Source organism: Corynebacterium sp. HMSC075F02 (assembly GCF_001838335.1).
Classification (GTDB): Bacteria; Actinomycetota; Actinomycetes; order Mycobacteriales; family Mycobacteriaceae; genus Corynebacterium; species Corynebacterium jeikeium_D.
In genome coordinates, this window is the sequence record NZ_KV836310.1 from 63040 (window position 1) to 89495 (window position 26456).

The following is a 26456-nucleotide window of genomic DNA, read 5'->3' on the forward strand; positions in this document are numbered from 1 at the left end:
TTACTTCATTCCTTCCTTGGAATCCTTGTTCTGGGAATCCTTATCCTTGCCACGGGTTTTGCCCGTACCTCGCTGCGCGTTTTTCTTAGCCGCAATTTTACCCGCAGGCTGGGTGTGGCCGATTGGCAAACGTGCAGATACATCGCCATCATTCGACGCGGAACCGTTCTTTTCCATCAGCGGGAGCTCAATGGTGAAGGTCGATCCTGTGCCCAGCCGACTCCACAGCTTCACGGTTCCCTTGTGATTCGCTGCAACGTGCTTAACAATTGCCAAGCCCAGACCGGTACCGCCTGTCGCCCGCGAGCGTGCCTTATCCGCACGGAAGAAGCGCTCGAAGATACGCTTCTGATTCGCCTGGGAAATGCCGATACCGCGGTCAGTGACGCGGATAGCGACGGTGTCGTTATCCTCCTTGACCGCAGTCACAGATACAGGCGTGGCCTCTGGCGAGTAGTTGATCGCATTTGAAATCAGGTTGGACACCGCGGTGATCAGCAGGCTGCGTTCACCTTCAACCACCAAATCCGGCTCACAGTCAACGGTGATTTCAATACCCGCCTGCTCCGAGAGCATCTGGTTACGACGCACAGCTCCTTGGACAATCTCTTCAACCTTCACGGGAGACATGTCCGGCAGTGGCTCTGCCCCCTGCAGCTTCGACAGCGAGATGAGTTCCGTAATCATGGTCGACATCCGCTTGGACTCCTGCGTCAGGCTCTCACTGAAGTGACGCACGGCAACCGGGTCGTCGGTAGCTTCATTCAGCGCCTCGACCAAGAGGCTGATGGCCCCCACCGGAGTCTTGAGCTCGTGGGAGACGTTAGCCACAAAGTCACGTCGCGCGGCCTCCATACGGGCCTGTTCGGAGACATCCGCCGCATAAATCACCACAAAACGGTCGTCCACCAGCGACAACGGAGTTAGCTGACAGCGGACGATTGTGTCCGGCGCCCCCGCCCGGCGCGACGGCAGCACCAGCGTTAGCTCCTGGTCCTCCTGCGAGTCAAAGACCTTGAGCGCAGCTTCCCAGCCCACGTCATTGAGGCGGCGCTCATAGACCAGCCCCAACTTGTGCGCCATGGAGTTCGACAAAATCAAATCACGCGAGATGTCAACGACCACCACACCCGTCGGAGACTTCTGAATGGCCAGGTGCATGACCTGCGCCATGGTGGTTATTGAACTTTCCTCGTCGCTCTTCTGACGCCGAGCGGCGTTATAGGCACCCGAGACAACTCCACCAAGAATCAGCACAGCTGCCATAACCGCAGCACCTAATAGAGCGGCGATAATGATTTTTGACACGGGTCTTACCCTAAGCTCTTTTCACAGTCCGCGCGCGCTGAAAAATCATTGCGCTAGCTAGCTCTAAATAGACCAAGGAGCACAGCCCCACTTGGCTGCGCCCCTTATCGGCCTATCAAACACCTACATATTTACTTGTTGCCCTGAGCAGCAACAGCAGCAGCACCTGCAGCTGCAGCTTCCGGATCCAGGTAGGTGCCACCCGGGTTCAAAACCTTGCCCTCAGCATCAAAGTCGTAAACCAGCGGGATACCGGTCGGGATGTTCAGAGCGGCAATGTCCTCGTCCGAGATGTTGTCCAGGTGCTTGACCAGTGCACGCAGGGAGTTACCGTGAGCTGCCACCATGACAGTCTCACCGGACTTCAGACGCGGCAGGATTTCCTCTTCAAAGTAAGGAATGAAACGCTTCACGACGTCCAGGAGGCACTCCGTGCGCGGAACCTCATCCAGGTTGGCGTAACGCGGGTCATTAGCCTGCGAGAACTCGCTGTCATCCGACAGCTCCGGCGGCGGAGTGTCGTAGGAGCGACGCCAGGACATGAACTGGTCCTCGCCGTACTTCTCCTTGGTCTCTGCCTTGTTCAGACCCTGCAGAGCACCGTAGTGGCGCTCGTTCAGACGCCAGTCACGGATAACCGGAATCCACAACAGGTCAGCGGTATCCAGGGCAATGTGTGCGGTGTTAATTGCGCGACGCAGCAGCGACGTGTAGAGAACCTGCGGCTTCAGGCCTGCCTCTACGAGCATCTCACCGGCACGTACTGCCTCAGCGCGGCCCTTGTCGGTCAGTGCAACGTCGACCCAGCCCGTGAACTGGTTGGATGCGTTCCACTCACTCTGGCCATGACGGACAAGAATCAGTTTTCCATTGCTCATACCCCCAATTGTGCCCCAAAACGGGAAAGCCCGCCGTTCGTTGCCCCGCTATGTGGGTTGCTACCCCCGGCTACTCAACCATGTGGCGGAACTGCTCCAGATTGGCCAGGTTTTCCCCACGGTCAACCCGCCACTCCCACTCGCGCTTAATTGCCGATGCAAAGCCGCGTTCGAGGATCTGGTTGAAGTCCCCATCGGCCGTCTCGAGCAGCTGACCGAGGAGGCGGTCGAGGTCATCGTCGGAAAGCTCAGCCGGCAGTTGACCGACCAGGTAGATGTCGCCGGCGGCGTCGATGGTGTAACCGATGCCGAACAGGCGGCGGTTGCGCTGCAGCAACCACTTGTAGACGGCCTCGTGGTTTTCTTCGACCGCGCGACAGACGAAGGCTTCGACGCGCAAGGAGTCCGGCGCCGGGATGAGGCCGACGACAGTCTTGAGCTTCTTCTTACCAGGCAGGACCACCACGGCGGCATTGTCTGCAAGACCATGCTCGACACCGAGGCGTTCCAGCTGCTCACCGAGGGATTTCAGCTGTACTTGGATGTCCGTGCTCATCGTGAATCATCTCCCTGCTTTTGTGGCTACGGCTCTGGCGGTACTGAAGCTAACGAAACCTACCGGGAGCCGCCCGCATCCCGGATAGAGCCGGGACAATTTTCCTTTTGGAGTTCGGTTCGATGATAGACATCGGCCAACCGATCCACGGTCTTTTGCCAGGAAAACTCCAAGGAGTGCTCGCGCGCCTGGGTGGCCAACTTAATGCGCAGCTCGTCGTCCTCCACCAGGCGACCGAGGGCATCGGCCCAGGCTGCAGACTCGTGACCGTCGACAAGCAAACCGCTGACCCCATCGTCGACAGCGATGGAGAGTCCGCCGACATTCGCCGCGACGACGGGAGTTCCGGTGGCTTGAGCCTCCATCGCCACCAACCCGAAAGTTTCGTTGTAACTGGGCACGGCGACAATATCTGCGGCCTGGTAGAGCTTCGCCAGATCCTGCGGCGGGCGCGGGGGCATGAACCGGACTAGGTGATCAATCCCCTCTTCCGCGGCGAGATTGGTGAATTCGTCGGGCGCGTGCAGCCCAGAACCGGACAGGCCACCGCAGATAATCACTCGGACATTAGTGGCGGGATGGCGACGCATGAGCTCACCGACACCCCGCAGCAATACCTGCGGGCCTTTCAGCCGCTGCAGCCTACCGACGAACAAAATGACCTTAGTGTGCAACGGGATGCCCAGCTCACGACGGGACCGCTCGGTGGCACGATCACTGCCCGGCGAAAAGAGCTCCACGTCCACCCCGGGCGGCACGACATTGATGCGCCACGGGTCGGCATCGTGGAGATCCGCGAGCTGCTTAGCCTCGGCATCGGTGTTGACGATGAGCCGGCACGCATTGTCCACAATCTGCTGCTCACAGATACGCCGAGACTCCGGCTCCGGCGTATCTCCCTCCGCCAGATGGAGATTCTTCACTGCCGCCAGCGTGTGCGCCGTGTGCACAAACGGAATGTCAAGCAAATCCGACAGCAGCCACCCCACCTGGCCAGAGAGCCAGTAGTGCGAATGGATCAGGTCGTATTCAATCCCCTGTTTGCGGGCGAATTCAATGACCCCACCGGCAAAGGCCGGCATCTGCGTAGCCAGGTCTGACTTCTCTAACCCCTCATATGGGCCAGCCACAATGTTGATGACGCGGAAGTTCTCACTGACCTGAATCACCGGCCCATCGCTGGAACGCGTGGCGCGGGTGAAAACATCCACCTTCACACCGCGTCGCGCCAGCTCCTCGCAGGTGCGCAGCACGTAGACATTCATGCCACCAGCGTCACCGATGCCCGGTTGCTCCAGCGGAGAGGTATGCATGGAGATCATCGCGATGCGGTTCGGCCACGCCGGGGTGTTAGAGGTGGCCGCGTCTGCGCCCGCCGTTGCCGCCGGAAATGTTTCGCTCATACTGCCCAGAGTGCCTATGCCAGGGGCAACCCCGCAAATGAGTACCTCAAATACGTGTATAGGAATTCCGGCATCGCAGTGCGACGTACGGCACAATAGAGGTCGATACCTACTACGTCGTAGGTTATTATCACCTCACGACATAGTCAGGCGATAAACAAAAACCTAGGAGGATCCCATGGCCGATACATCCAGCTCACACGCTGCAAATGACTCTGCCCCAGCTCACGGTTCCACACCCAACGCTGCGGCCTCCAAGGCCTGGCTGAACCTGTATCCGGAGTGGACCCCACCCCACATCGACTACAACTTCGACACCCTCCTAGACGTCTACCGCCACACTCTGAGCAACCACCCGCGCCGCAAGGCATTGACCTTCTTCGGTCGCTCCACCTCCTACGCCGAGCTGGATGCCAAGGTTCGCAGCGTTGCCGCCGGCCTGCGCGCACTTGGCGTACGCAAAGGCGATCGCGTGGCACTGCTCATGCCGAACTGCCCGCAGCACGTCATCGCCTACTGGGCAGTTCTGCACCTCGGCGCTGTTGCCGTAGAGCACAACCCCCTCTACACCGCCCACGAACTGCGCCACCCATTCAACGACCACGGCGCCCGCTTTGCCATCTGCTGGGACAAGATCGTCCCCGTACTTGAGGACCTCCGCAACAACACCCCGCTCGAGACCATCATCGCGGTCAATATGCTGCAGGACCTGCCGTTTGTCATGCGCACCGCCCTGTCGATCCCGCTGCCGAAACTCCGCGCCGCCCGCGCTAAGCTGCACTCCTCCGCACCGCAGGTCATGGGTTTTGACGCTTTGCTTCACGACGCCGTCGGCGGAGACGGCCACGACCTCCAGGCCGATGAATCCATCACTGCCGATGACACTGCAGTGATGATGTACACCTCTGGCACCACGGGCTCGCCAAAGGGCGCGCAGTTGAGTCACCAGGGGTTGGTAGCCAACATTCTGCAGGGCAAGGCCTGGGTGCCGGGCCTTGGCAAGGAGCGGGAGATCTCCCTCGGTGTTCTGCCGATGTTCCATGCCTACGGCCTGACCATTGTCACCAACTTGTCCATGCTGATTGGCGCTGAACTGGTGCTGGTGCCGGCACCGGAGATTCCGCTGATTATGAAGGTGATGAAGAACAATCGCCCGACATGGGTGCCTGGTGTGCCGACTCTCTACGAGAAGATTGTCGAAGCCGCCGAGCGCGATAATGTCGACCTCTCCGGCGTGAAGTTCGCCTTCTGCGGTGCTGCTACCCTGCCGGTTTCCCTTGTGCAGAAGTGGGAGAAACTCACTGGCGGGCGCCTTGTCGAAGGCTACGGCCTCACCGAAACGTCACCGATTATCGTCGGCAACCCGATGGACGGCAACCGCCGCCCGGGCTACGTTGGCCTGCCATTCCCCGACACCGAGGTTGCCATCGTTGACCCCGAAAATCCCACCAAACTCCGCGCTGACGGCGAGGAGGGCGAGGTCATCGTCCGAGGCCCACAGGTTTTCGCCGGTTATCTCAACCTCCCGGAGGCAACGGAGAAGTCCTTCACCGATGGGCCTGCTGAGCTTCCCGCTGGCGACCGTTGGTACCGCACCGGCGATGTCGGAGTCATGGAGTCGGACGGCTTCATCAAGCTGGTTGCCCGCATCAAGGAGGTCATCATCACCGGTGGCTTCAATGTCTACCCGGCCGAGGTCGAGGAAGTACTGCTCTCCCACCCGGACATCACCGATGCCACGGTCGTCGGCCTGCCGAAGAGTGACGGCTCCGAGATGGTCGTGGCCGCCATCACCCTTGCTGACTACGCCCGACTGGATTCCGACGCCTACCGCGACCACTGCTACGACAACCTGACCCGGTACAAGGTGCCGCGCGCATTCTTCCACCTGGAGGAACTACCTCGCGACCAGATGGGCAAGGTCCGCCGCCGCGATGTCCGCGACGTGCTGCTCACGCAGCTGGAGCAGAAGGGCCAGAGCGTCGATTCGCTTTCCCACCGCAAGCACCATTAGTTCACGGTGGTTTTGTAGTTGGGATAGGGGCCTGAGTAGAGCGGGCTCCTATCCCTTTAAGGCGGACCCCGGCTCCCCCCCCCAGACTTAGTGACTAGGTTTATGACAAAAAACTGAGGGTGAATAATATTCACGTGTCATAAACCTAGTCACTTTCTCTATCCCCGCCATTGGGAGAAGGCCCGGGAGCGCAAACTGAGGACTACCCGGCGGTTCTATCAGCCCCAGCGCCCCGGTCAGCCCCATCACCCCCGTTAGTCCCATCAGGCACGCCAGCCTCTCCAGTCCGCCCCCACTGGCCATCAGCCACCCGCCGCGGGCCTAATCGATGCTCACGCCGACCCACACCGGCTCGGGCACCAGGGTCACGCCGAAGGCCTTTTCCACGCCAGCGCGCACATCGCGCGCCAAAGCCACCAAGTCGGCGGCGGTCGTAGGCGTACCATCGCCGGACTCCCCGCGGTTGGTCAGGGCAAGAGTGTGCTTAGTCGACAGTCGCGCGGGCGCACCGTCACCGGGGTAGCCCTTGGGGAACCCGGCGCGCTCGATAAGCCACGCCGCCGAGAGCTTCACGGCTCCCTCGTGGCCGGGGCCAGCGGGGAATGCGGGCATATTCGCGGCCTCATCGGCCCCACGCAGCGCGGCAACCTTTGCACGCACGGCCTCCACCGAGTTCTCCGGAATGATCGGGTTGGTAAAGAAAGAACCCGCCGACCAGGTATCGCGGTCAGCATCTTCGAGCACCATGCCCTTGCCCCGGCGCAGCTCAAGCACCTTTTCGCGCACCAACTCAGCCGGCCTGCGAATCTCGCCTGCCGCAGCCTCGGCCTCGTCGACGCCCAGGCGCCGCGCCAGTTCGCCATAGCGAAGTGGCGCGGACATGCCATCCACACTGAGCTCGAACCGCACGGCCAGCACCACTGCCCGTGCGGTGAACTTCAGGTTCGAGTAGCGGTAGGAAAGGTCGAGAGACTCCGGTTCCACCCACTCGACCGAGCCGGTTGCGCGATCGTAAAGCTGCACCGAGTCCAGGACCTGCGACACCTCAGCACCGTAGGCGCCAACGTTCTGCACCGGAGTGGCTCCGGCCGATCCCGGAATACCCGACAGGCATTCAAGGCCGCCAAAACCGGCGTCGACACTCATCTCCACGACCTCGTCCCAGACCGCACCGGCCTCGGCCTCCACGATTGCCGACACGGACTCCAGCCCGTGTCCGCGAGTGCTCATGGTCACGTTGTCGGCCTCGATCACCACGGCCACCAGCGGCTCGAGTTCATCGGCTACCACCAGGTTGGATCCGCCTCCCACGATGAGGAGGGGCACGTTAGCGTCGTCAAGCGTGCGTACAACATCGACCACAGCGTCCGTCGTGCTACACCGGACGACGGCACGCGGCACCCCGCCGAGGCGGAGCGTCGTCAGATCCGAGAAAGCGGTATGCGTGCTGAGCTCCACCCCCTCTAGCCCCGCAAGCCCATCGATGGCTTCTTCCATGTCGGAGGTCAGGTGAATTGGGTTCGGCGATTGGTCGAGATTTTCCACGCCCCTAGCGTAGTGCAAATTACGTATCATCAAGCGCATGACTACGACTAACACGCACACCGTCAACTTCGACCAGCCGATTGAGAAGGTTTACGAGGCCCTCACCGACGCCGGTTTCTGGGAGAAGGTCGCAAACCGTTTCTCGGCAGCTGACGGCAAGGTGGAAAAGTTCGAGACCACCGACGCTGGCACCACCGTCGTGATTCGCCAGACCGTCTCTGCTGACAAGATTCCGGCGCAGGCACAGAAGTTCGTCAAGTCCGGGGTCGGCATGACGCGCACGTTCGTCATCAGCCCGCTTAACGACGACGGCGCGACCTCTACTTTGACCACAGAAGCTTCGGGCGTACCGGCGTCCTTCAGTGCGTCCCAGAAGCTCACCGCCCAGGGTGAAGGTTCCGTGCTGACCACCAACTCCGAGTTCGCCATCAACGTGCCGCTGCTCGGTGGCAAGCTCGAGGAGAAGGCAGCTCCGTACCTGGAGCGCGTCCTCAACGCTGAGACCGCTGTGCTGGCGGACTACGTCACTAAGTAGGTTGCGCAGCGGGGCACACCGAGGCGGCACCGGGGGCGGACACCCGGGCGAAGAAAGGTGGTAGCGACGGAGCCGTCGTTAAGCAAGACTGGGAACCATGAGTTCTGCTAAACGCTCGTCGAGCGTCAAAGTCCTGCCCACCGTCCTCGGTGTCATCATCGTGGTGGCACTCATTGCGATTGCCGGCGAAATCGGCGTCCGGATGTTCGTGAGCAAGGAGATTTCCGACGGCTACCGCACCTCCGCCGAAGAGCGTGGTGCGACGGTCACTGAAGACCCCAAGGTTTCTTTCGGCACCCGCCCGATGCTGCTCGCCTTGGCCACGAAGTCCGTGCCCTCGATGGACCTGTCCACTCCGAACACACTGGAGGTCAAGAACCCGGAGGCGCTGGGTGGCGCACCGGAGATCAACGGTGACCCGGCAGCGGAAGTGCACCTGGAAAACGTGGATCTGAGCAATCGTGCGGATCCGACGGCAGAGTCGCTGCGAGTAGACGTCACAATCCCACCTCAGCTGCTGCAGGCGCTAATTAACCGGGAAAGCGGTGTACGCGCTTCCACAATCACGCCGTTGCCGGACGAAGGCCTGTTCAACATTGAATTCGCCTCCGGATTTGCGACCTCCAAATTCCGCCCGATTGCCAACGGCGGACATATCGAAATCAACTTGGAGGGCGGCTCAATCCTCGGCTTAAACCTCGATGGCCTGGCCGGCTGGCTGGGAGAAGCGAGCGGTACGCTGTTGAGCTACGATATCGGCCACGGTATGCAGGTGGAGGAAGCCCACGTCACTGGGGAGGGCCTGGCGTTGACGCTGACGGGCGCAAATCTGCCTTTGTCGACCGTGAGCGAACTTACCTTTAGCTAGCAGGTAAGATACCGAGAATGACTCGCTCTCTCATCACCGCAAATAGCGGTACTCCCACCGAGCGCCAGTACATCTTCTCGCTCGGCTGTCCAGACCGTACCGGTATCGTTTCCACCCTGTCGACCTTCCTGTCCGACATTGGTGCATGGATTACCGAGGCGGACTTCTTCTCCGACCCGGAGACCGGATGGTTTTTCACTCGCCAGGCGGTCCGCGCCGACGCGCTCGACCTGACGGTAGAAGAGCTGCGCGAGAAATTCGCCGAGCTCGTCGGTGATTGGGGCCCTGAGGTCCGCTGGAAGGTCACCGACAACGCTGTCCCGAAGCGCGCTGTCATCCTGGTGACCAAGGAAGGCCACTGCCTGCAGGATCTGCTCGGCCGCGTCGCACAGTCCGACTATCCGATGGAAATCGCTGCAGTAATTGGTAACCACCGCGATCTGGAGCCACTGGTCGCAGCGTATGACATTCCCTTCCACCATGTGCCCTTCCCCAAGGATGCCGTCGGCAAGCGTAAGGCATTCGATGAGGTCGCCGAGATTGTCGACGCCGAAAACCCGGATGCCATCGTGCTCGCACGTTTCATGCAGATTCTGCCGCCGGATCTGTGCGAGAAGTGGGAAGGCCGCGCAATCAATATCCACCACAGCTTCCTGCCGTCGTTCATGGGCGCGCGCCCGTATCTGCAGGCTTATCGACGTGGTGTGAAGCTCATCGGTGCCACCTGCCACTACGCCACTGAGGACCTCGACGATGGTCCGATTATTGAGCAGGACGTCATGCGTGTCTCCCACAAATACACCGCTGCGGACATGCAGCGTGAAGGTCGCGATGCGGAGAAGCAGGTCCTCGCCCGCGGTTTGCGCTGGCACCTGGAGGACCGTGTGCAGGTTTACGGCAACCGCACCGTGGTGTTCCAGTAGGTTACCGTGGCGTTCCAGTAGGTTTTCGGGGAGCCAGACCTATCCCTATCCCCTCCCCCAGAAAGAAAGTGTCTGGGTTTATGACAAAATCACCGGGTTTTTCACCCAGAAACTGTCATAAACCCAGACACTTTCTCAGTTGTGCGGGCTAACACCCGCCCTGGACTAACACCCGCCCGGGACTAATAACCGCCCTGTGCGTTCGACAAAATGTCCTTGATCTGTGGGCGAACATCCAACCAGTAAATCCCCGTGATGACTAGTCCGGCAATCAGCGGGATGCCCAGCATTGCCCAGCCCAGCCACGGCAGGAGTAGGAAGATAGCCGAACCGACCAGCATGCCGGCCCAGACGTTGCGGCTCTTGCGGTCTGCAGCGTCAAAGGCATCCGCGCGGGTGGTGATGACAAGCACCGCACCGATTAGCGCCAAGATGCCGATGACAAACGGAATGGCGAACTGAAACAGGACGTCCACATAGACGGAAATTGCCATCAGCGGCGAATCCGCAAGACTGGGCAAAGATGGTAACAGGCGCACCGGGGGAACAACTCCTTTAACAGGGATGCATTGCTTTTTACATGCTAACGCACACGGTCTGATGTGCTGGGTTGTGCTGCTAAATAGCCCCAAACACCAAGGTCGACAGGGTGTAAATAGCCAAACCGGCCAGTGATCCGACAACAGTGCCGTTAACGCGAATGAACTGCAGATCGCGACCGACCATCAGTTCAATCTTGTCGGAAGCCTCATCGGCGTCCCAACGCTCGACGGTCTCGGAAATGATCGAGGTAATCTCGCCCGCGTAGTTCTCAGCGATGAAGACGACAGCCGCTTCCAGACGGCGGTCCATTCGTTTGCGCAACTCAGGATCGGACTGGATTCGCTCGCCGTAGCGGGCGGCCGTTTCCGAGACCTTCCGACGGAGCAGGGAGTCCGGGTCGCGGGCAGCGTCGACAAGCTTTGCGGATGTTGATGCCCAAATCTTCGCCGGTGCCTGTGTGACAGCGGCGGACGAAAGAATGTCAGTCTTAATTTCTTCGACCTTGGCGATGGTCTTCTCGTCGTTCTGCAAATCAACGGCGAGCTGCGTGAGGAAGCGGTGGAGCGCCAGGCGCGCGTCGTGCTTAGGGTCATGCTGCACCTGCCAGGTCCAATCAACCAGCTCGCGATAGACCTTGTCGCCGATGAGATCGTTGACAAAGCTCGGTGCCCAGGAGGGGGCGCGCTCTCCGACGAGTCGGTCGATAAGATTCTGCGAGCCCAGCGACTTCCGGTGCAGCCACTCAGCCATCTGCTGGACAATAGGCTCGGTGCGCCCTTCTTCGATCAGCTGCTCGAGAACCTTACCCGCTGGTGGCCCCCACTCCGGGGCTGCAACTTCGTCGATGACTGCTGACTTCAGCACTGCGGCGGCATCGTCAGGATTAATCGCCTCCAGCACATTTCCGGTGAACTTACCGACCTCTGCGGACACTTTGTCGGCGTTTCCCGGCGCTACCAGCCATTCGCCGATACGCTCAGGAATCTCGGCCTTACGCACCTTGTCCACAATCAAAGCGGGGTTCAGGAAGTTATCACCGACGAACTGCGCCAGGGACTCACCGACCTGGTCCTTCTTGCGACGGACGATAGCGGTGTGTGGGATAGGAATGCCGAGCGGGTGGCGGAACAGAGCTACGACTGCGAACCAGTCGGCGAGGGCACCGACCATGCCAGCCTCAGAAGCAGCGCGAACGTAGCCCACCCACGCGGGCACAACTTCGCCTGCGGATAAGTGTGAAGACTCAATACCGCGGCATGTGAAATACACAGCGGTTGCGATGACCAGCAGCATCGTAGCGAAGGCCTTAGCCTTACGCAGTTGCGCACGTTTTTCCGCCTCAACCTCTGGTGATGGCCCGGGAACTTCGAGACGGTCCGAGACCGTATCTACAGCTGCCGGGAGCTTAGCGGGGTTGTTATCCATGTGTATAGATTAGGCGCCGAAAACGCGAAAATGCCACCGCGCCGCAGTCCGCTGTTGGTGAGAGAGGTACTTCTCAATACTTCCCTACCCCAGCGCACTGTGCACAGTGGCATCAACTGTGGAGGTGCTAGTTCAAAAGGCTAGCGTTGCATCCGCCTAGAGGCGAGCCCCTTTAAACTGGGGCAAGCCTTTAGTGGTGAGTGCCGAATTCCTTTCGGTAAGCCTTGTAGTCACGACGACCGATGGAGATGCAGGCCAGACCCGCAATAACCATAACCAGTCCGACTACCAGGCCAGCCCACATGAACACGCTGCCGTCGAAGTTCCAACCACCGGTGTAGTCGGTGTAGTTGGCGGCATCCTTAGCCAGGAAACCGTTGCTGTGAGAGGCAGCAGTCTGGTCGGCAAAAACGGTCGTTGCGAGACCGAAAATGAAGGTGCCCCAAGCCGCCAGAGAGGCGAGCATGAGTCCCATGCCAATCCAGGTAATGCTCTTGTGAAGCGAGGAGTATTCGGCATTCATGCTCTGAGGCACGTAACCGTCGACGAAGTGCTCTTCGCCCTGGTAACGCTTGACTGCATTCGCCATAATCTATGTCCCTTCTGGAAAACTCTAATCGAGAAAGAGTTTAGTCGTCCTTACCGCGGAAGAACGAACGAGCTCGTTCCTTGGTAACGGCGGCAACCGCAGTCAGCGGGATACCGGCCGGGCAGACATCAGCACATTCACCATAGAGGGAGCACGGACCGAAGGTGCCTTCGACCTCGTCAACCATCTTGCGAGCACGCTTGCCACGCTCTTCCTTACCCAGCGGGACCAGGGAGAGGTGAACCAGCTTTGCGCCGGTGAACAGGTGTGCAGCACCGTTCGGGCAAGCTGCCACACAAGCACCACAGCCGATGCAGGCTGCGTGGTCAAGTGCGAACTCAGCGGTCTCGTGGTTCAGGTGCAGAGTATCTGCATCCGGAGCGGTACCAGCGTTGATGGAGACGTAGCCACCCTGCTCGAGGACACGGTCCAGAGCGGAGCGGTCAACGACCATGTCCTTGATGACCGGGTATGCGGCGGAGCGCATCGGCTCGATCTTCAGGGTGTCACCATCGCTGAACTGGTGCAGACGCTGCTGACAGGTCGGGGTGTTCTGGCCCGGGCCGTGCGGACGACCGTTGACGTTCAGACCACAGGTACCACAGATACCCTCACGGCAGTCAGATGCGAACGCGAACGGCTCCTTGCCGGACTCGACGTACTTGGAGTTGACGTGGTCAAGCAGCTCCAGGATCGACATCTCTGCGACGGCGTCGTCAACGTCAACGGATTCAAAGTGTCCCTCGACGTTCGGACCTGCTTGGCGCCAGATTTCAAGGTGCAGTTTCATTACTTGTAGTTCCTTGTCATGAGCGGGACGGCTTCGAAGGTGAGCGGCTCGGCGTGGCGAATGAATTCGTGACCGGACTGATCCCATGCAGGACCATTGTTGCCTCGCTCCCATGCGGAAACGAAGCACCAGTTAGCGTCATCGCGCTCTGCCTCGCCATCTTCGGAGATGTGGTCATCGCGGTAGTGAGCACCGCAGGACTCATCGCGGTCGAGGGCGTCGACACACATGAGCTCACCGAGGTCGATGTAGTCAGCAACGCGGTTAGCGTACTCGAGCTGCTGGTTCATCTCGTTCGGCTCACCCGGGATGAAAAGGTCAGACCAGAATGCCTTACGCAGTTCGCGGATCTCCTCGATACCGCGAGCCAGGTCTTCCTTGTTACGAGCCACACCACAGTCGCGGTAGAGAATCTCACCGAGCTGACGGTGGAAGTACTCAGCGCCGTGCTTACCCTGGATGCTCATCAGCTTGTCCAGGCGAGCCTGAGCGCGGTCCAGTGCTTCCTTGGCCTCCGGGGCATCCTCAGCCAGGCGGTCGGTACCGAGCAGCGGGCCAAGGTAGTTCGGAATGGTGAACGGCAGGGTGAACCAACCGTCGACCGAACCGGACAGCAGGGAGTTTGCACCAAGACGGTTTGCACCGTGGTAGGTCCAGGATGCCTCGCCACCGGTGAACAGACCCGGGATGGAGGTCATCTGGTTGAAGTCAGACCACAGACCACCCATGGTGAAGTGGCAGGTCGGAGCAATACGCATCGGAACCTTGTACGGGTCCTCACCGATTGCCTCTTCGTACATCTGAATCAGGTTCGAGTAGCGTTCCTTGATGACCGGCTGGCCCAGGCGCTCAATTGCGTCACGCAGATCCAGGTAGACGGAGTTCTTCAGCGGACCAACACCGTAGCCGGCGTTAATCTGCTGAGAGTTGGCACGGGAAGCGACGTCACGCGGGACGAGGTTACCGAATGCCGGGTAGCGACGCTCCAGGAAGTAGTCGCGCTCGTCCTCCGGGATGTCGTTGGCCGGGCGCTCGTCGCCCTTCTTCTTCGGGGTCCAAATACGTGCGTCGTTACGCAGGGACTCGGACATCAGAATGGTCTTCGACTGCCAGTGCGCGTTAACCGGAAGACCGGTCGGGTGGAACTGGATGAAGGACGGGGATGCGAAGTAAGCACCCTGGTCGTATGCACGCATGATGGCCGAAGCGTTGGAGTTCTTGGCCAGCGTGGACATGTGGTAGACGTTGCCGTAACCGCCGGTAGCCAGAATAACTGCGTGAGCAGTGTGAACGGTCAGCTCACCATTGATGAGGTTACGCATGATGGCACCCTGGCAACGGCCGTCGGCGACGATGATGTCAACCAGCTCGTTGTGGGTGAAGATCTCGACGTTGCCGAGACCAATCTGACGCTGCAGAGCCGAGGTAGTCGACAGCTGCAGCTGCTGACCCGTCTGACCACGGGTGTAGTACGTACGGGAGACCTGCACACCACCGAAGGAACGGGTTGCCAGGGTACCGCCGTACTCGCGAGCGAACGGAGCACCAATTGCATTCAGGTGGTCGATGACGCGGACAGACTCGACAGCCAGACGCCAGCAGTCGTTCTCGCGGCAGCGGTAGTCGCCGCCCTTAACGGTGTCCTTGACGTGGCGGTAAGCGCCGTCGTTGTCGACCTTCTTACCGCGAGCGGAGTTGACACCACCCTGTGCAGCAATGGAGTGCGCACGGCGCGGAGCGTCGTGGTAGGTGAAAACCTGCACGTCGTAGCCGAGTTCACCGAGGGCAGCAGCGGCAGCGCCGCCAGCCAGGCCGGTACCGACGACCATGACGCGGAACTTACGACGGTTCAGCGGCGAAACCAGGTTGGCGTGATCCTTCTGGTACTGCCAGTGGTCCTTCATGGAGACCTTGTCACCCGGGGAGTTATCGGACAGAACCTTGCCGATCTTGACCCCGTCGACAGCGCTTTCCGGCGCGCGGAAGTCCGCAGCGACGGTTGCTTCGGTGTTAGTCATAGTAAATTTCCTCCTCGACCTACGAGACCAGACCGGTCAGGACGGCGACTGGGATGAAGATGTTGCCGACAACAACCAGCAGCGGCAGCAGGCCGGACAGGAACAGCAGAACCTTGCGCCAGCGCTTACCGGTGATACCGAGGTCGGAAGTAGCGGTCCACAGACCGTGGGACAGGTGCAGCAGCAGAGCGAGCTGAGCAATGATGTACCAAACAACAACACCCGGACGCGAGAAGGACGCAACCACGTTCTGGTATGCCTCACCGTGCTCGAAAGAAGACGGAGAAACGCCAGCACCGATGGTCAGGTCCAGCAGGTGGAAGATGATGAAGGCCAGCAGCACGATGCCGGTGATCACCATCGAACGTGCGGTAAAGGTGTTCCAGCTGGACACCATGCCCTGACGGCGGAACTTGCCGCGGGACTGCTTTGCACGTGCAGCCAGGGTGAGGCCACCGAAAATGTGCAGGACAATAGCTACCAGCAGGACAATGCGGAAAATCCACAGAATGCCCTCGTTCGGAACTGCCGGAGCACCGACAGTGCGTAGGAAGGTCGCGTATGCGTTGAAGTCTTCCTCGCCAGCGAAAATCTTCAGGTTACCCAGCATGTGGACAATAACGAAGAGGCCAAACAGCACGCCAGTGACGGCCATGGTCAGCTTCAGAGCCCATGAAGGGTATTTAGGCTGCTCGCGCAGCGGTTCTACATTAATTTTGCCGTGCGCGATTGCGTCACGGTTTGAACTTTTAACAGTCATGGCACCTCCAGTGTCATATTCACTCTAAAGTCACACAGCGCCTGGTAAACATTTTTCCCCCTTTTGGGTGGGGATTTTCACAGGTTACCTAGGTCTTTTCTCCGCCTTTTCTCAGGTTATCGTATTTTAGCCACTTCTGAGGTCGTCACTGCATAAACCCTCTCCCCCACCATAAAAACGCGCCTACCCCGACTTTTGCCGATTTTTCACCCGTCCAAACCGACTAATAACGCAACATAAATAGCACGAAAATAAAAAAACCGCCCACTTTTCTCAGGTGGACGGATTTAATACTCAATAATTATGTTGCGAAATTCTTTATTTTTACCCCTGCCGAATTCCCCAAAGGCCCAAACAGCCACCCCCAACAGGCAATCCCCCCCATTGGCACCGGTACGGCCGAAGCCGTCCGACTAATCCTCGCCCTGATCCGAGTTCGCCATCACCACGGTCAACGGCTCCGGGCCAATGATCACCTCATGGCCTGCGACCATAATCGGCCCAACCTGGTGGTCTCCCTCCTCCAGGACTACTTCCACCGTGCGGCCGCGCACCGTCACTCGGATACGACAACCACGAATAGTGACTCGGTACGTCAGACCACTCCAGTCCTCCGGCAGACGCGGGTCAATACTGTAGCGGCCGTCATGATCGCGGAAACCACCGAAGCCATAGACCAGGGACTGCCACACACCACCGGCAGATGCGACGTGGACACCATCGGCAGCGTTGCCATGCAAGTTCGCCAGGTCCACATAGAGTCCGCGGAGGAAGAAATCCATTGCCTGCTCCTGCAAGCCCAACTCGGCCGCAACAATGGACTGCACAACGGCGGACAGCGAGGAATCACCAGTGGTGAGCGGATCGTAATACATGTAGTCTGCGCGCTTTTGTTCCGTCGTAAAGCGATTGCCCATGAGGAACAGTGCGAGGACGACGTCCGCCTGCTTAATGACCTGGTGACGGTAAATCGTCAGCGGGTGGTAATGCAGCAGCAACGGACGCAGGGGTCCGACCTCGGGATCGTCGAGATTCCAGCGCTTACGCAGTAGGAATTGGTCATCCTGAGGGTGAATGCCGAGCTTCTCATCGAACGGGATGTACATCGCCTCAGCAGCCTGCTCCCATTCTTCAACCTCTCGCTCGGTGAGGTCGAAGCGGTTGGTCAGTTCGCGATAGGCAGCAGGGCGATCACGCTTCATCTGCTTGACGACGTCCGCAGCAACCCGCAGGTTATACTGCGCCATCACGTTGGTGTACAGGTTGTTGTTCACCACCGTGTTGTACTCATCTGGACCGGTGACGCTGTGAATTTGGAACTCTCGCTGTTCGGCATCGAAGAATCCCAGCGACATCCAAAACCTGGCCGTGCCGAGCAGCAGATCCGTGCCCTCCTTGAGCAGGAACTCCTCATCGCCGGAGGCATAGACGTACTTCATCATCGCGTACACGATGTCCGCATCGATGTGGTACTGCGCCGTGCCGGCCTCAAAGTAGGCCGAGGACTCCTGACCATTGATAGTGCGCCACGGGAAGAGGGCACCGTCGTGCGCCAGTTCGTCGGCACGCGCCCACGCGGCTTCGAGCATGTCCCAGCGGAAACGCATGGCATTGCGCGAGAATTGCGGCGACGTATAGGTAAGGAATGGGGTCACGTAGATTTCCGTGTCCCAGAAGTAGTGGCCGCCGTAGCCGGTGCCGGTCATTCCCTTGGCCGGGACGCCTTGGAATTCGGCGCGGGCGGCGGCCTGGATAATCTGCCAAATGTTCCAGCGCACTGCCTGCTGAATCTCCGGCTGATTGTAAATGACCACGTCAGAGCGCCCCCAGAAGCGTTCGAGCCACTCCTCCTGGTTCTCCATCAGCCCCAGCATGCCGATGCGACCGACGCGGTTCAGGGTGCGTTCACAGCGGAATGCCAGCTCTTCAGCACGCACCTTACGGGAGGAGTGGTACGCGACCAGCTTCTCCAGGCGTATGACAGTGCCGACTGGCGCATCCAGGTTGAACAGGGAGCTGGCCACATCCGGCTCGGTCGACTGCGAAATCTCTACGAACGGCTCCGTGCCGTCGGGAGTGCGGACAGTAAAGGTGTGGTCCATGGAGGTAGCCACGGTCATACCGGAGTTCGCGCAGCGGTAGCCCAGCGTCGAGCGCTGCCCGTGCGCCGATTCCGACTGAAATGCCGGAATGAGAACGCGGTCTTCCAGCGCCTCGGCACGACGGGGATCCAGTTCGGTGCCCTGCGCCTTGGCGGCATCGTGGTATTCGTCCTCGCCGTCCTGGCGGTTGAGGATCTGCGAGTTAATCATCACCGCAGCATCCGCATCCAGCAGTTCGACTTCCAGACTCATCGCGGCGACATGCTTTTCCTGGAAAGACACCATGCGCTCAGAGGTGACGCGAACGCGCTTGCCACCCGGGGTGCGCCAAATGAACCGACGACGCAGCACACCCTCGCGGAAATCCAGGCTACGTTCGTAGTCGCTGACCTCAGCATTGCCGAGACGCAGGGGCTCATCGTCAATGTAGAGACGCATTGCCTTGGCGTCCGGAGCATTGGCAATCGTCTGCCCCTGACGGGCTAGGCCGTAGGCGTCCTCGGCGTGCCTAATCGGCCAGGTCTCATGCAGACCGTTGATATAAGTGCCGTGCTCACTGGAGTCACGGCCCTCCGGCGGGTTGCCACGCATGCCGATGTACCCGTTCGACAGCGCAAACAGCGTCTCGCCCAAACCGAGCGGGAGGCCGTTCGGCTTCGTCTCAATCAGACGCCACTCATCGACCGGAGTGATGTCTCGGTCCATGAGTCCCTCGGCATTTACAAGGTGGTGGTGCTTATCCGCACGATCCGCCGGGAAGTTACGACGCTGCTTACGACGAACTGGGGACACCGTCTCCTCCTGTTTTTCAGCTTCGGCGGTCTCCGCGTCGTGACCCTGCCCCTGCGGAATCACACGCTCGGTCTCGTCGACTGCTGCCGTGGTCGAATCGTTGGCCATGATGCCTTCCGGTTTTGTCTCAGCCATTTGTCACGAGCCAGCCTAGACGAGTGCCGCCAAGTCACTGACCACAACGTCGGCGCCCGCTCGGCGCAGTGCTTCTGCGCCAGCACCGCGGTCAACACCAATGACCAGACCAAATGCGCCGGCTGCACCCGCTTGCACACCACTGATGGCATCCTCGACCACCACAGCATCGCGCGGCGCCACCCCCAGATTCTTCGCCGCGTACACGAAAGTATCGGCGGCTGGCTTACCCGGCAGGTTGTTCTCATGCGCCACCACGCCGTCAACAATCTCCACGAACCGCTCACGCAGCCCAGCGGCCGACAGCACCGGCACCGCGTTCTTCGACGAGCTAACCACCGCCAACTGCGGTTTTTCGCTTGCCGACGAGTCCCTCGCGCCCTGTAACTCGTCGAGCAGCGCAACCGACCCCGGGTAGGCCTCAATTCCCCTCTCGACTCGCGCCAAGAAGTCATCATTTTTGCGCTTCCCGAGTCCCACAATCGTCTCGTCTTTCGCTGTGTCCTCATCGCTACCGTGTGGCAGCGAAATGCCGCGAGATTCCAGGATTGCTGCGATGCCCTCATCGCGGCGGCGGCCATCGAGGTAGGTGAAGTAGTCCTCCTCTGTGTAGGCCGAGACACCCTTGTGCTCGAAGTAGTCGCTAAACATGTCCGCCCACGCCTGCTCGTGCACATCGGCGGTAGGGGTAATCACTCCGTCGAGGTCAAAGAGGATTGCGCCCGCGCTATGGAGGAATTCTTTGGCCTTGGCGAGGTTGGTAGCACTGTCGGTCGTGGAATTAGTCATGGGGGGGTCGCAGCTCCTTGGACGTTGCAGACTGCATTTTCTCAATTAACTTCCCAATCAACGCTAGCAACGTTGCCCCTGCCCCGCTTGCGAACCCGGGTATCTCGAATCCGAGAATCATGGTGCGATTCCAACCCGAGCACCCAATGCGAGTGCTCCCGGCACAAGCTCGCCCTGCACGAAAAACAAAACTGCCGGCGCGCATGCGCGCCGGCAGTTTGGGTATCTATTTTGTTATTTCAGGCTCGGCAGCCGCAGCCCGACCAAGAATTAATCCTGGTCGATGCCCTCGCGCTTCTTGAACTCCAGGCGACGGCGGTGCAGGATCGGCTCGGTGTAACCGGACGGCTGGTTCACACCGTCGAGGATGAGCTCCTTGGCAGCCTGGAAACCAATGGACTTGTCGAAGTCCGGGGCCATCGGCAGGTATGCCTCATCGCCCTCGTTCTGGCGGTCAACGACCTCGGCCATGCGCTGAAGCGAATCGATGATCTGCTCCTCGGTGACAACACCGTGCAGCAGCCAGTTAGCCAGAGTCTGGGAGGAAATACGCAGGGTAGCGCGGTCCTCCATCAGGTCAACATCGTTGATATCCGGCACCTTGGAGCAGCCAACACCCTGCTCAACCCAGCGGATAACGTAGCCCAGGATGGACTGGCAGTTGTTGTCCAGCTCGTTAGCCTTGTCCTCATCGGACCAGTCAGCGCCCGGCTCGCCGGCCTTAGCTGCCGCTACCGGGATGGTGAGCAGATCACCGAAGGTGTCGCGGCGACCGTCGGTAAGCAGCTTGTCCTGAACGCCGAAGACGTCAACCTCGTGGTAGTGGGTAGCGTGCAGCACACCACCGGTCGGGGACGGAACCCATGCGGTGGAAGCACCCTGCTTCGGCTGACCGATCTTCTGCTCCAGCAGCTCGGCCATCTGCTCGGTCATGGCCCACATGCCCTTACCAATCTGAGCCTTGCCCTGCAGGCCGTGTGCCAGACCGGAGTCGACGTTGTTGTCCTCGTAAGCCAGCATCCACGGAGCGGTCTTCTGAACAGCCTTGCGGAACATCGGACCAGCCTGGATGGAGGTGTGGATCTCATCACCAGTGCGGTCCATGAAGCCGGTGTTAATGAAGACGACACGCTCGGAAACAGCCTTGATGGCGGCGTCCAGGTTGACGGAGGTACGACGCTCCTCGTCCATCAGGCCGACCTTCAGGGTGTTGTGCGGGAGACCCAGCAGCTTCTCAACGTCTGCGAACAGCTCGTTGGTGAATGCAGCCTCATCCGGGCCGTGCTGCTTCGGCTTCACGATGTAGATCGAACCGGTACGGGAGTTCTTACGTGCGTTGTCCTGGTCCAGGCCCGGGATTGCACACACAGCGGTGACGACGGCATCCATGATGCCCTCGAAAATCTCCTCGCCGTCGCGGGCGAGGATGGCCGGGTTCTGCATCAGGTGGCCGACGTTACGGACCAGGTTCAGGGAACGACCGTGCAGGGTGACCTCGGAACCGTCAAGAGCGGTGTAGGTGCGGTCGTCGTTGATGGTACGGGACAGCTTCTTGCCGCCACGGGTGAACTCGACTGCGAGGTCACCGACGTTCAGGCCCAGCCAGTTGGTGTAACCCAGGGTCTTGTCAGCAGCGTCAACTGCGGCGACAGAGTCCTCGAGGTCCATGATGTTGGTGACAGCGGCTTCCAGGATGATGTCCTTGACGCCAGCCTTGTCAGTCTTGCCAACCGGGGACTCCGGGTCAATCAGCAGCTGGATGTGCAGACCGTTGTGCTTGAAGTAAATGGACTCCGGCGCGTCCTTGTCACCGGTGTAGCCGACCAGGGTCTCCGGCTCGCGCAGACCGGAGGTAGCGCCGCCTTCCAGGGTTGCCTGCAGGTGACCGTCGACGATGTCGTAAGAGGTGACGTCCGCGTGGGAACCGTCGACCAGCGGCAGAGCCTTGTCCAGGAAGTTACGACCCCATGCGATAACGCGGTCACCGCGGACCTTGTTGTAGCCCGGGGTGTCCTTCTCCGCACCGCCATCTTCAGGAATAGCGTTGGTGCCGTACAGCGCGTCGTAAAGCGAGCCCCAGCGTGCGTTCGCAGCGTTGATGGCGAAACGGGCGTTGAGAACCGGCACAACCAGCTGCGGGCCAGCGGTGGAAGTGATCTCGGTGTCGACGTTAGCGGTAGTGACCTGGAAGTCACCCGGGTTGTCAACGAGGTAGCCAATTTCCTTCAGGAATGCGACGTACTCATCCTGATTCTGCTCGCCCGGGTGTTCCTTGTACCAAGCGTCGAGCTTTTCCTGCAGCTCATCGCGCTTGGCCAGCAGCTCGCGGTTGCGCGGAGTGTACTTAGCGACAATGTCACCGAAGCCGTTCCAGAACGCGTCCTTGTCCTCAATGCCGGCGGCGGGGAGTGCGGTGTCATTAACGAAGTCGTAAAGAACCTTCGCGACCTGCATTCCACCTGCCGAAATACGCTGTGCCATTGCTCTCCTCAAAACTATTGATTGCAATTTGCCCATCCAGCCATGGCCACGTCAGCGGCTCACACTGGATGCGTTGTTCCCCTACTGTATGTGATTCGGCGCACTTATGAACCGTCTTTTTCCATAACCGCCAACCGCCAGCCCGGTATAGCGCCGCTCACATTTGCCATTTCATTCGCTTTACGACGAGCACCCTGCGAACAGACCCCACCCCTCCCCAATGACCATTCGGGCATTCAGTCCTGACGCCACAACCAGCCCTCCCCCACCCGCATTGACTACAGCATCCCCGGCACTCTTTCCTCCAGCCACAGAACACCACACACAATGGGAAAGTGTCGCGCCTCACAGACATTTACTATTGCGACCTGCATATCAACGGCCAGCGACCAATCACGTCGCTACAGCCTCCGCCTTCAAACCAGACCATAAAAGCGAGATGACAACCGAGACCCTGGCCACTACCCAGGGATGCTCCGGCGGGGTACTGACGGTGTAACGGCAGTGTATTTAGAAGCCCGTTTCCACCTTTACGGCCGTAATTTCGGGGGTAGCGAAACACCCCCTAAACCCCAAACACTGTTAACGGCCAGCTTTGATAAATACCAAAATATAAATCACCCCAAAGCGGGGGGAACATTATTCGCGAGTCCGCCATAGGGAAATAACAGTACAAATGTACCGGCCGGTCACAGGCGAAAATTGTTAAAGCCAAGCTACACATCACAATGTTTGCAATCTTCACAAGTGTTATCCGTATTACATACTTGAATTCACATCGGAAGCTGCTTGACGAACGTAGCGCTATGCCCCAAAATGTGAGACATGGCACGCGGAAGCGGACATTGTTTTTGTTCGCGTGTTTGTGTGCAGGGGTACAGCACTTTGCTAGCGCCCCCTGCATTCACGTGACACCGCGGTCACTATCGGGTCAGCCTGTAGATCGGTTCTGTCGGAATTGTTCTTAAGTCAGCACCCGGAGTTCAAAAAGCAAGCAAAAGGAAGTGACTCCGTTTATGTCTAACGTTGGTAAGGCACGTACCGCCGCCGAAATCCAGAAGGATTGGGACGAGAACCCGCGCTGGGAAGGTATCACCCGCGACTACACCGCTGAGCAGGTCGCTGAGCTCCAGGGCACCGTCGTCGAGGAGAACACCCTCGCTCGCCGTGGCGCTGAGATCCTGTGGGAAGGCGTCAACGTTAAGGACGACTCCTACATCAACGCTCTGGGTGCACTGACCGGTAACATGGCCGTTCAGCAGGCTCGCGCTGGCCTGAAGGCTGTCTACCTCTCCGGTTGGCAGGTTGCTGGTGACGCTAACCTCTCCGGCCACACCTACCCGGACCAGTCCCTGTACCCGGCTAACTCCGTGCCGAACGTCGTTCGCCGCATCAACAACGCTCTGCTCCGCGCAGACGAGATCGCTCGCATCGAGGGCGACGACTCCGTCGACAACTGGCTGCTGCCGATCGTCGCTGACGGTGAGGCTGGCTTCGGTGGCGCTCTGAACGTCTACGAGCTGCAGAAGGCCATGATCAACGCTGGTGCCGCTGGTACCCACTGGGAGGACCAGCTTGCTTCTGAGAAGAAGTGTGGCCACCTGGGCGGCAAGGTCCTGATTCCGACCCAGCAGCACATCCGTACCCTGACCTCTGCTCGCCTGGCTGCTGACGTCTCCAACACCCCGACCGTCATCATCGCCCGCACCGACGCTGAGGCCGCTACCCTCATCACCTCCGACGTTGATGAGCGCGACCAGAAGTTCATCACCGGTGACCGCACCTCCGAGGGCTTCTACCACGTCCAGAACGGCCTGGAGCCGTGCATCGCGCGCGCAAAGTCCTACGCTCCGTACGCTGACATGATCTGGATGGAAACCGGTACTCCGGACCTCGAGCTGGCTAAGAAGTTCGCTGAGGGCGTCAAGTCTGAGTACCCGGACCAGCTCCTGGCTTACAACTGCTCCCCGTCCTTCAACTGGTCCGCTCACCTCGAGAAGGACGAGATCGCCAAGTTCCAGAACGAGCTGGGCAAGATGGGCTTCAAGTTCCAGTTCATCACCCTGGCTGGCTTCCACGCCCTGAACTACGGCATGTTCGACCTGGCTTACGGCTACGCTCGCGAGCAGATGTCCGCATTCGTCGACCTGCAGAACCGCGAGTTCGAGGCTGCCGAGAAGCGCGGCTTCACCGCTGTCAAGCACCAGCGCGAGGTTGGCGCTGGTTACTTCGACCGCATCGCCACCACCGTCGACCCGAACTCCTCCACCACCGCCCTGAAGGGCTCCACCGAGGAGGGTCAGTTCTAAGTCACTCGGCTTAGGGCTTAGGTCTAAGACCTAGCTTCAACACCCAGCGAGGGCTGCACCTGCAGCCACCGCTGGGTGTTTTTGTGTGTTCATCGACGTGTCGACTCCGGGCCGTCGTGAAGCGTGCCTGAGAACCTCAGCACCTACACACGTAAGCAAAGGTTGCAACGGTTTTCTACACAAGTTCAGCAAAGCCCGCGATATGCTGGGCAGTATGTCGAAAACCTATGTCGGATCCCGCCTCCGCCAGCTACGCCGCGAGCGCGACCTCAGCCAGGCTGCGCTCGCACAGGCGTTGGGCCTCTCGGCTAGTTACGTCAACCAGATTGAGCACGACGTCCGCCCGCTGACTGTGCCCGTGCTGCTCCGCATCACGGACACATTCGGCGTTGACGCGACTTTCTTCTCCCGAGATGACGACTCCCGCCTCCTCGCTGAGGTCCAGGACGTGGTAATGGACAAGGAGATCGCTAAGTCTCCCATGGATCTGCAGGAGATCTCGGAAATGGTTCGCGACCACCCTGATATCGCCCGCATCATGGTGGACATTCACCGCCGCTACCGCAACGTCACGGACAAACTCTCTCTGGCCACCGAGGAGCGCAACTTCGGCAACAGCACCGACACCGCCTCCGGTTCACAGGCGCTGACCATGCCTCATGAGGAGGTCCGCGACTACTTCTACGCCCGCCAGAACTACATCGCTTCGGTCGACACCGCCGCTGAGGAGCTGGCCCGCGAGCTGCGCATCACCGACGAGACCACCGATGTGGTCTCTGTGCTGGCCGACAGGCTGTCCAACGACCATGGGATTCGGATTGCGCTGGAATCGTCGTTAGGCGATGTGCAGCACAGCCTTGATCGGCGGACGAAGACGCTCTACCTCGCGCGGCACCTCTCGCCGGGACAGCGGGCCTTCCGCATGGCCACGGAGCTGGGGTTTTTGGAGCAGGGCGAGACCATTTCCGAGGCCGTCGCGTCCGGGCATTTCATGTCGGAGGAGTCGCGGAAGCTGGCGCAGCGCGGAGTCGCGACGTATTACGCGGCGGCGCTGATTCTGCCGTATGAGTCGTTCCATGCGATGGCTGAGTCGAAGCGCTACGACATCGAGCTGTTGTCGCGCACTTACGGTGTCGGCTACGAGACCATCTGCCACCGATTGTCCACGATGCAACGCCCCAGCTTGCGCGGCATCCCGTGGACATTCGTGCGCGTCGACCGCGCGGGCAACATGTCCAAACGTCAATCCGCCACGGGCTTCCACTTCACGCATTCGGGCGGTACCTGCCCGCTGTGGAACGTCTACGAGACTTTCTCCTACCCCGGCAAAGTCATGCGGCAGGTCGCGCTCATGCCGGATGGTCGGCCGTACATGTGGATCTCGCGGACCGTGGAGCATCACGCGGCACGTTTCGGCAAGCCAGGTAAGGTTTTTGCCATCGGTTTGGGCTGCGAGGCCCGTCACGCTGAGCGCACCGTGTACGCCGATGGTCTCGATCTCGCGGACCTCGACGCCGCCACTCCAATCGGTGCCGGCTGCAGGGTCTGCTCCCGCGAGGCATGTCCGCAGCGCGCGTTCCCGCCGATCCATCGCGATATCGACATCAACATGCACCGCTCCACCGTCTCGCCGTACTAGTTCGCTTTACGACGGGCGCGGAGCCGGCCTGTTTGCGGGGGCTTGGTTCGCGCA

Annotated in this window: 20 protein-coding genes; 6 read left to right on the top strand and 14 right to left on the bottom strand. The window is 59.9% G+C overall.

All coding sequences use genetic code 11. From position 1 onward, the window contains the following. The 4 genes from HMPREF2920_RS04095 to mshA form a co-directional block, all read right to left on the bottom strand. Positions 1–1308 (bottom strand): sensor histidine kinase, encoded by a 1308-nt coding sequence (locus HMPREF2920_RS04095; protein ID WP_016421978.1) that lies wholly within the window; start codon positions 1306–1308, stop codon positions 1–3. Positions 1309–1439: 131 nt separating this feature from the next. Next, positions 1440–2186 carry a phosphoglyceromutase gene (locus tag HMPREF2920_RS04100; RefSeq protein ID WP_070643272.1) on the bottom strand — a complete coding sequence of 249 codons (747 nt, stop codon included), beginning with the start codon at positions 2184–2186 and terminating at the stop codon, positions 1440–1442. 70 nt (positions 2187–2256) lie between these two features. Beyond that, positions 2257–2742: a type III secretion system chaperone family protein gene (locus HMPREF2920_RS04105; RefSeq protein WP_070643274.1), complete on the bottom strand. Its 486-nt coding sequence runs from the start codon at positions 2740–2742 to the stop codon at positions 2257–2259. Between the two features lie 59 nt (positions 2743–2801). Continuing rightward, entirely contained in the window at positions 2802–4064 is a 1263-nt protein-coding gene (mshA, locus tag HMPREF2920_RS04110) for a D-inositol-3-phosphate glycosyltransferase (protein WP_180950668.1), read from the bottom strand. Positions 4065–4323: 259 nt separating this feature from the next. Between mshA and HMPREF2920_RS04115 the strand changes: the two genes are divergently transcribed. Continuing rightward, a complete protein-coding gene (locus HMPREF2920_RS04115; protein ID WP_080969550.1) occupies positions 4324–6159 on the top strand; it encodes a long-chain-fatty-acid--CoA ligase in 1836 nt (611 codons plus the stop codon). A 321-nt stretch (positions 6160–6480) separates the two neighbouring features. On the opposite strand, the gene HMPREF2920_RS04120 is transcribed toward HMPREF2920_RS04115, so the two are convergent. Beyond that, positions 6481–7656, bottom strand: a complete 1176-nt coding sequence (locus tag HMPREF2920_RS04120; protein WP_070854046.1) for a UDP-N-acetylmuramate dehydrogenase — start codon at positions 7654–7656, stop codon at positions 6481–6483. A gap of 85 nt (positions 7657–7741) precedes the next feature. Here HMPREF2920_RS04120 and HMPREF2920_RS04125 point away from each other — a divergent pair, with 85 nt between their 5' ends. The 3 genes from HMPREF2920_RS04125 to purU all read left to right on the top strand — a co-directional run bounded on the left by HMPREF2920_RS04125 (position 7742) and on the right by purU (position 10030). Next, positions 7742–8239 carry a DUF2505 domain-containing protein gene (locus HMPREF2920_RS04125; protein ID WP_049172369.1) on the top strand — a complete coding sequence of 166 codons (498 nt, stop codon included), beginning with the start codon at positions 7742–7744 and terminating at the stop codon, positions 8237–8239. Positions 8240–8336: 97 nt separating this feature from the next. Continuing rightward, on the top strand, positions 8337–9107 hold the full coding sequence (locus HMPREF2920_RS04130) for an LmeA family phospholipid-binding protein (RefSeq protein ID WP_016421971.1): 771 nt from the start codon (positions 8337–8339) through the stop codon (positions 9105–9107). 17 nt (positions 9108–9124) lie between these two features. Continuing rightward, positions 9125–10030 (top strand): formyltetrahydrofolate deformylase, encoded by a 906-nt coding sequence (purU, locus tag HMPREF2920_RS04135; protein ID WP_016421970.1) that lies wholly within the window; start codon positions 9125–9127, stop codon positions 10028–10030. Positions 10031–10212: 182 nt separating this feature from the next. Here the strand turns inward: purU and HMPREF2920_RS04140 are convergent, their stop codons facing one another. From HMPREF2920_RS04140 to HMPREF2920_RS04180, 9 genes are all read right to left on the bottom strand, one after another. Then, positions 10213–10569 (bottom strand): DUF2516 family protein, encoded by a 357-nt coding sequence (locus HMPREF2920_RS04140; protein WP_016421969.1) that lies wholly within the window; start codon positions 10567–10569, stop codon positions 10213–10215. A 79-nt stretch (positions 10570–10648) separates the two neighbouring features. Continuing rightward, entirely contained in the window at positions 10649–11998 is a 1350-nt protein-coding gene (locus tag HMPREF2920_RS04145) for a DUF445 domain-containing protein (protein WP_070549781.1), read from the bottom strand. A 190-nt stretch (positions 11999–12188) separates the two neighbouring features. Then, positions 12189–12587 carry a hypothetical protein gene (locus HMPREF2920_RS04150; protein WP_016421967.1) on the bottom strand — a complete coding sequence of 133 codons (399 nt, stop codon included), beginning with the start codon at positions 12585–12587 and terminating at the stop codon, positions 12189–12191. A gap of 40 nt (positions 12588–12627) precedes the next feature. Beyond that, positions 12628–13377, bottom strand: coding sequence for a succinate dehydrogenase/fumarate reductase iron-sulfur subunit (locus tag HMPREF2920_RS04155; protein ID WP_016421966.1), 750 nt, complete (start codon positions 13375–13377; stop codon positions 12628–12630). Further along, entirely contained in the window at positions 13377–15395 is a 2019-nt protein-coding gene (locus HMPREF2920_RS04160; protein ID WP_016421965.1) for a fumarate reductase/succinate dehydrogenase flavoprotein subunit, read from the bottom strand. The genes HMPREF2920_RS04155 and HMPREF2920_RS04160 overlap by 1 nt, the downstream gene beginning before the upstream one ends. A 19-nt stretch (positions 15396–15414) precedes the next feature. Further along, a complete protein-coding gene (locus HMPREF2920_RS04165; protein ID WP_016421964.1) occupies positions 15415–16155 on the bottom strand; it encodes a succinate dehydrogenase cytochrome b subunit in 741 nt (246 codons plus the stop codon). A 413-nt stretch (positions 16156–16568) separates the two neighbouring features. Further along, complete coding sequence (locus HMPREF2920_RS04170) at positions 16569–19184, bottom strand: glycoside hydrolase family 65 protein (protein WP_070854028.1); 2616 nt, start codon at positions 19182–19184, stop codon at positions 16569–16571. A 15-nt stretch (positions 19185–19199) separates the two neighbouring features. Continuing rightward, the gene (locus tag HMPREF2920_RS04175) at positions 19200–19973 is read right to left on the bottom strand and encodes an HAD family hydrolase (RefSeq protein WP_210400864.1); all 774 of its coding nucleotides are present in this window, start codon (positions 19971–19973) and stop codon (positions 19200–19202) included. Between the two features lie 270 nt (positions 19974–20243). Beyond that, positions 20244–22454: a malate synthase G gene (locus tag HMPREF2920_RS04180; protein WP_070546355.1), complete on the bottom strand. Its 2211-nt coding sequence runs from the start codon at positions 22452–22454 to the stop codon at positions 20244–20246. 1016 nt (positions 22455–23470) lie between these two features. On the opposite strand from HMPREF2920_RS04180, the gene aceA reads away from it, so the two are divergent. Further along, a complete protein-coding gene (gene aceA, locus HMPREF2920_RS04185; protein WP_070549779.1) occupies positions 23471–24763 on the top strand; it encodes an isocitrate lyase in 1293 nt (430 codons plus the stop codon). A 214-nt stretch (positions 24764–24977) separates the two neighbouring features. Beyond that, entirely contained in the window at positions 24978–26402 is a 1425-nt protein-coding gene (ramB, locus tag HMPREF2920_RS04190) for an acetate metabolism transcriptional regulator RamB (protein WP_038629316.1), read from the top strand. The last annotated feature ends 54 nt before the right edge of the window (positions 26403–26456 follow it).

What these genes read in the sequence shown, in the direction of transcription:
- HMPREF2920_RS04100 (WP_070643272.1), bottom strand. Translation starts at nt 2,186, where the DNA reads ATGAGCAATGGAAAACTGATTCTTGTCCGTCATGGCCAGAGTGAGTGG.
- HMPREF2920_RS04105 (WP_070643274.1), bottom strand. Translation starts at nt 2,742, where the DNA reads ATGAGCACGGACATCCAAGTACAGCTGAAATCCCTCGGTGAGCAGCTG.
- mshA (WP_180950668.1), bottom strand. Translation starts at nt 4,064, where the DNA reads ATGATCTCCATGCATACCTCTCCGCTGGAGCAACCGGGCATCGGTGAC.
- HMPREF2920_RS04115 (WP_080969550.1), top strand. Translation starts at nt 4,324, where the DNA reads ATGGCCGATACATCCAGCTCACACGCTGCAAATGACTCTGCCCCAGCT.
- HMPREF2920_RS04120 (WP_070854046.1), bottom strand. Translation starts at nt 7,656, where the DNA reads ATGGAAGAAGCCATCGATGGGCTTGCGGGGCTAGAGGGGGTGGAGCTC.
- HMPREF2920_RS04125 (WP_049172369.1), top strand. Translation starts at nt 7,742, where the DNA reads ATGACTACGACTAACACGCACACCGTCAACTTCGACCAGCCGATTGAG.
- HMPREF2920_RS04130 (WP_016421971.1), top strand. Translation starts at nt 8,337, where the DNA reads ATGAGTTCTGCTAAACGCTCGTCGAGCGTCAAAGTCCTGCCCACCGTC.
- purU (WP_016421970.1), top strand. Translation starts at nt 9,125, where the DNA reads ATGACTCGCTCTCTCATCACCGCAAATAGCGGTACTCCCACCGAGCGC.
- HMPREF2920_RS04145 (WP_070549781.1), bottom strand. Translation starts at nt 11,998, where the DNA reads ATGGATAACAACCCCGCTAAGCTCCCGGCAGCTGTAGATACGGTCTCG.
- HMPREF2920_RS04150 (WP_016421967.1), bottom strand. Translation starts at nt 12,587, where the DNA reads ATGGCGAATGCAGTCAAGCGTTACCAGGGCGAAGAGCACTTCGTCGAC.
- HMPREF2920_RS04155 (WP_016421966.1), bottom strand. Translation starts at nt 13,377, where the DNA reads ATGAAACTGCACCTTGAAATCTGGCGCCAAGCAGGTCCGAACGTCGAG.
- HMPREF2920_RS04160 (WP_016421965.1), bottom strand. Translation starts at nt 15,395, where the DNA reads ATGACTAACACCGAAGCAACCGTCGCTGCGGACTTCCGCGCGCCGGAA.
- HMPREF2920_RS04165 (WP_016421964.1), bottom strand. Translation starts at nt 16,155, where the DNA reads ATGACTGTTAAAAGTTCAAACCGTGACGCAATCGCGCACGGCAAAATT.
- HMPREF2920_RS04170 (WP_070854028.1), bottom strand. Translation starts at nt 19,184, where the DNA reads ATGGCTGAGACAAAACCGGAAGGCATCATGGCCAACGATTCGACCACG.
- HMPREF2920_RS04175 (WP_210400864.1), bottom strand. Translation starts at nt 19,973, where the DNA reads ATGACTAATTCCACGACCGACAGTGCTACCAACCTCGCCAAGGCCAAA.
- HMPREF2920_RS04180 (WP_070546355.1), bottom strand. Translation starts at nt 22,454, where the DNA reads ATGGCACAGCGTATTTCGGCAGGTGGAATGCAGGTCGCGAAGGTTCTT.
- aceA (WP_070549779.1), top strand. Translation starts at nt 23,471, where the DNA reads ATGTCTAACGTTGGTAAGGCACGTACCGCCGCCGAAATCCAGAAGGAT.
- ramB (WP_038629316.1), top strand. Translation starts at nt 24,978, where the DNA reads ATGTCGAAAACCTATGTCGGATCCCGCCTCCGCCAGCTACGCCGCGAG.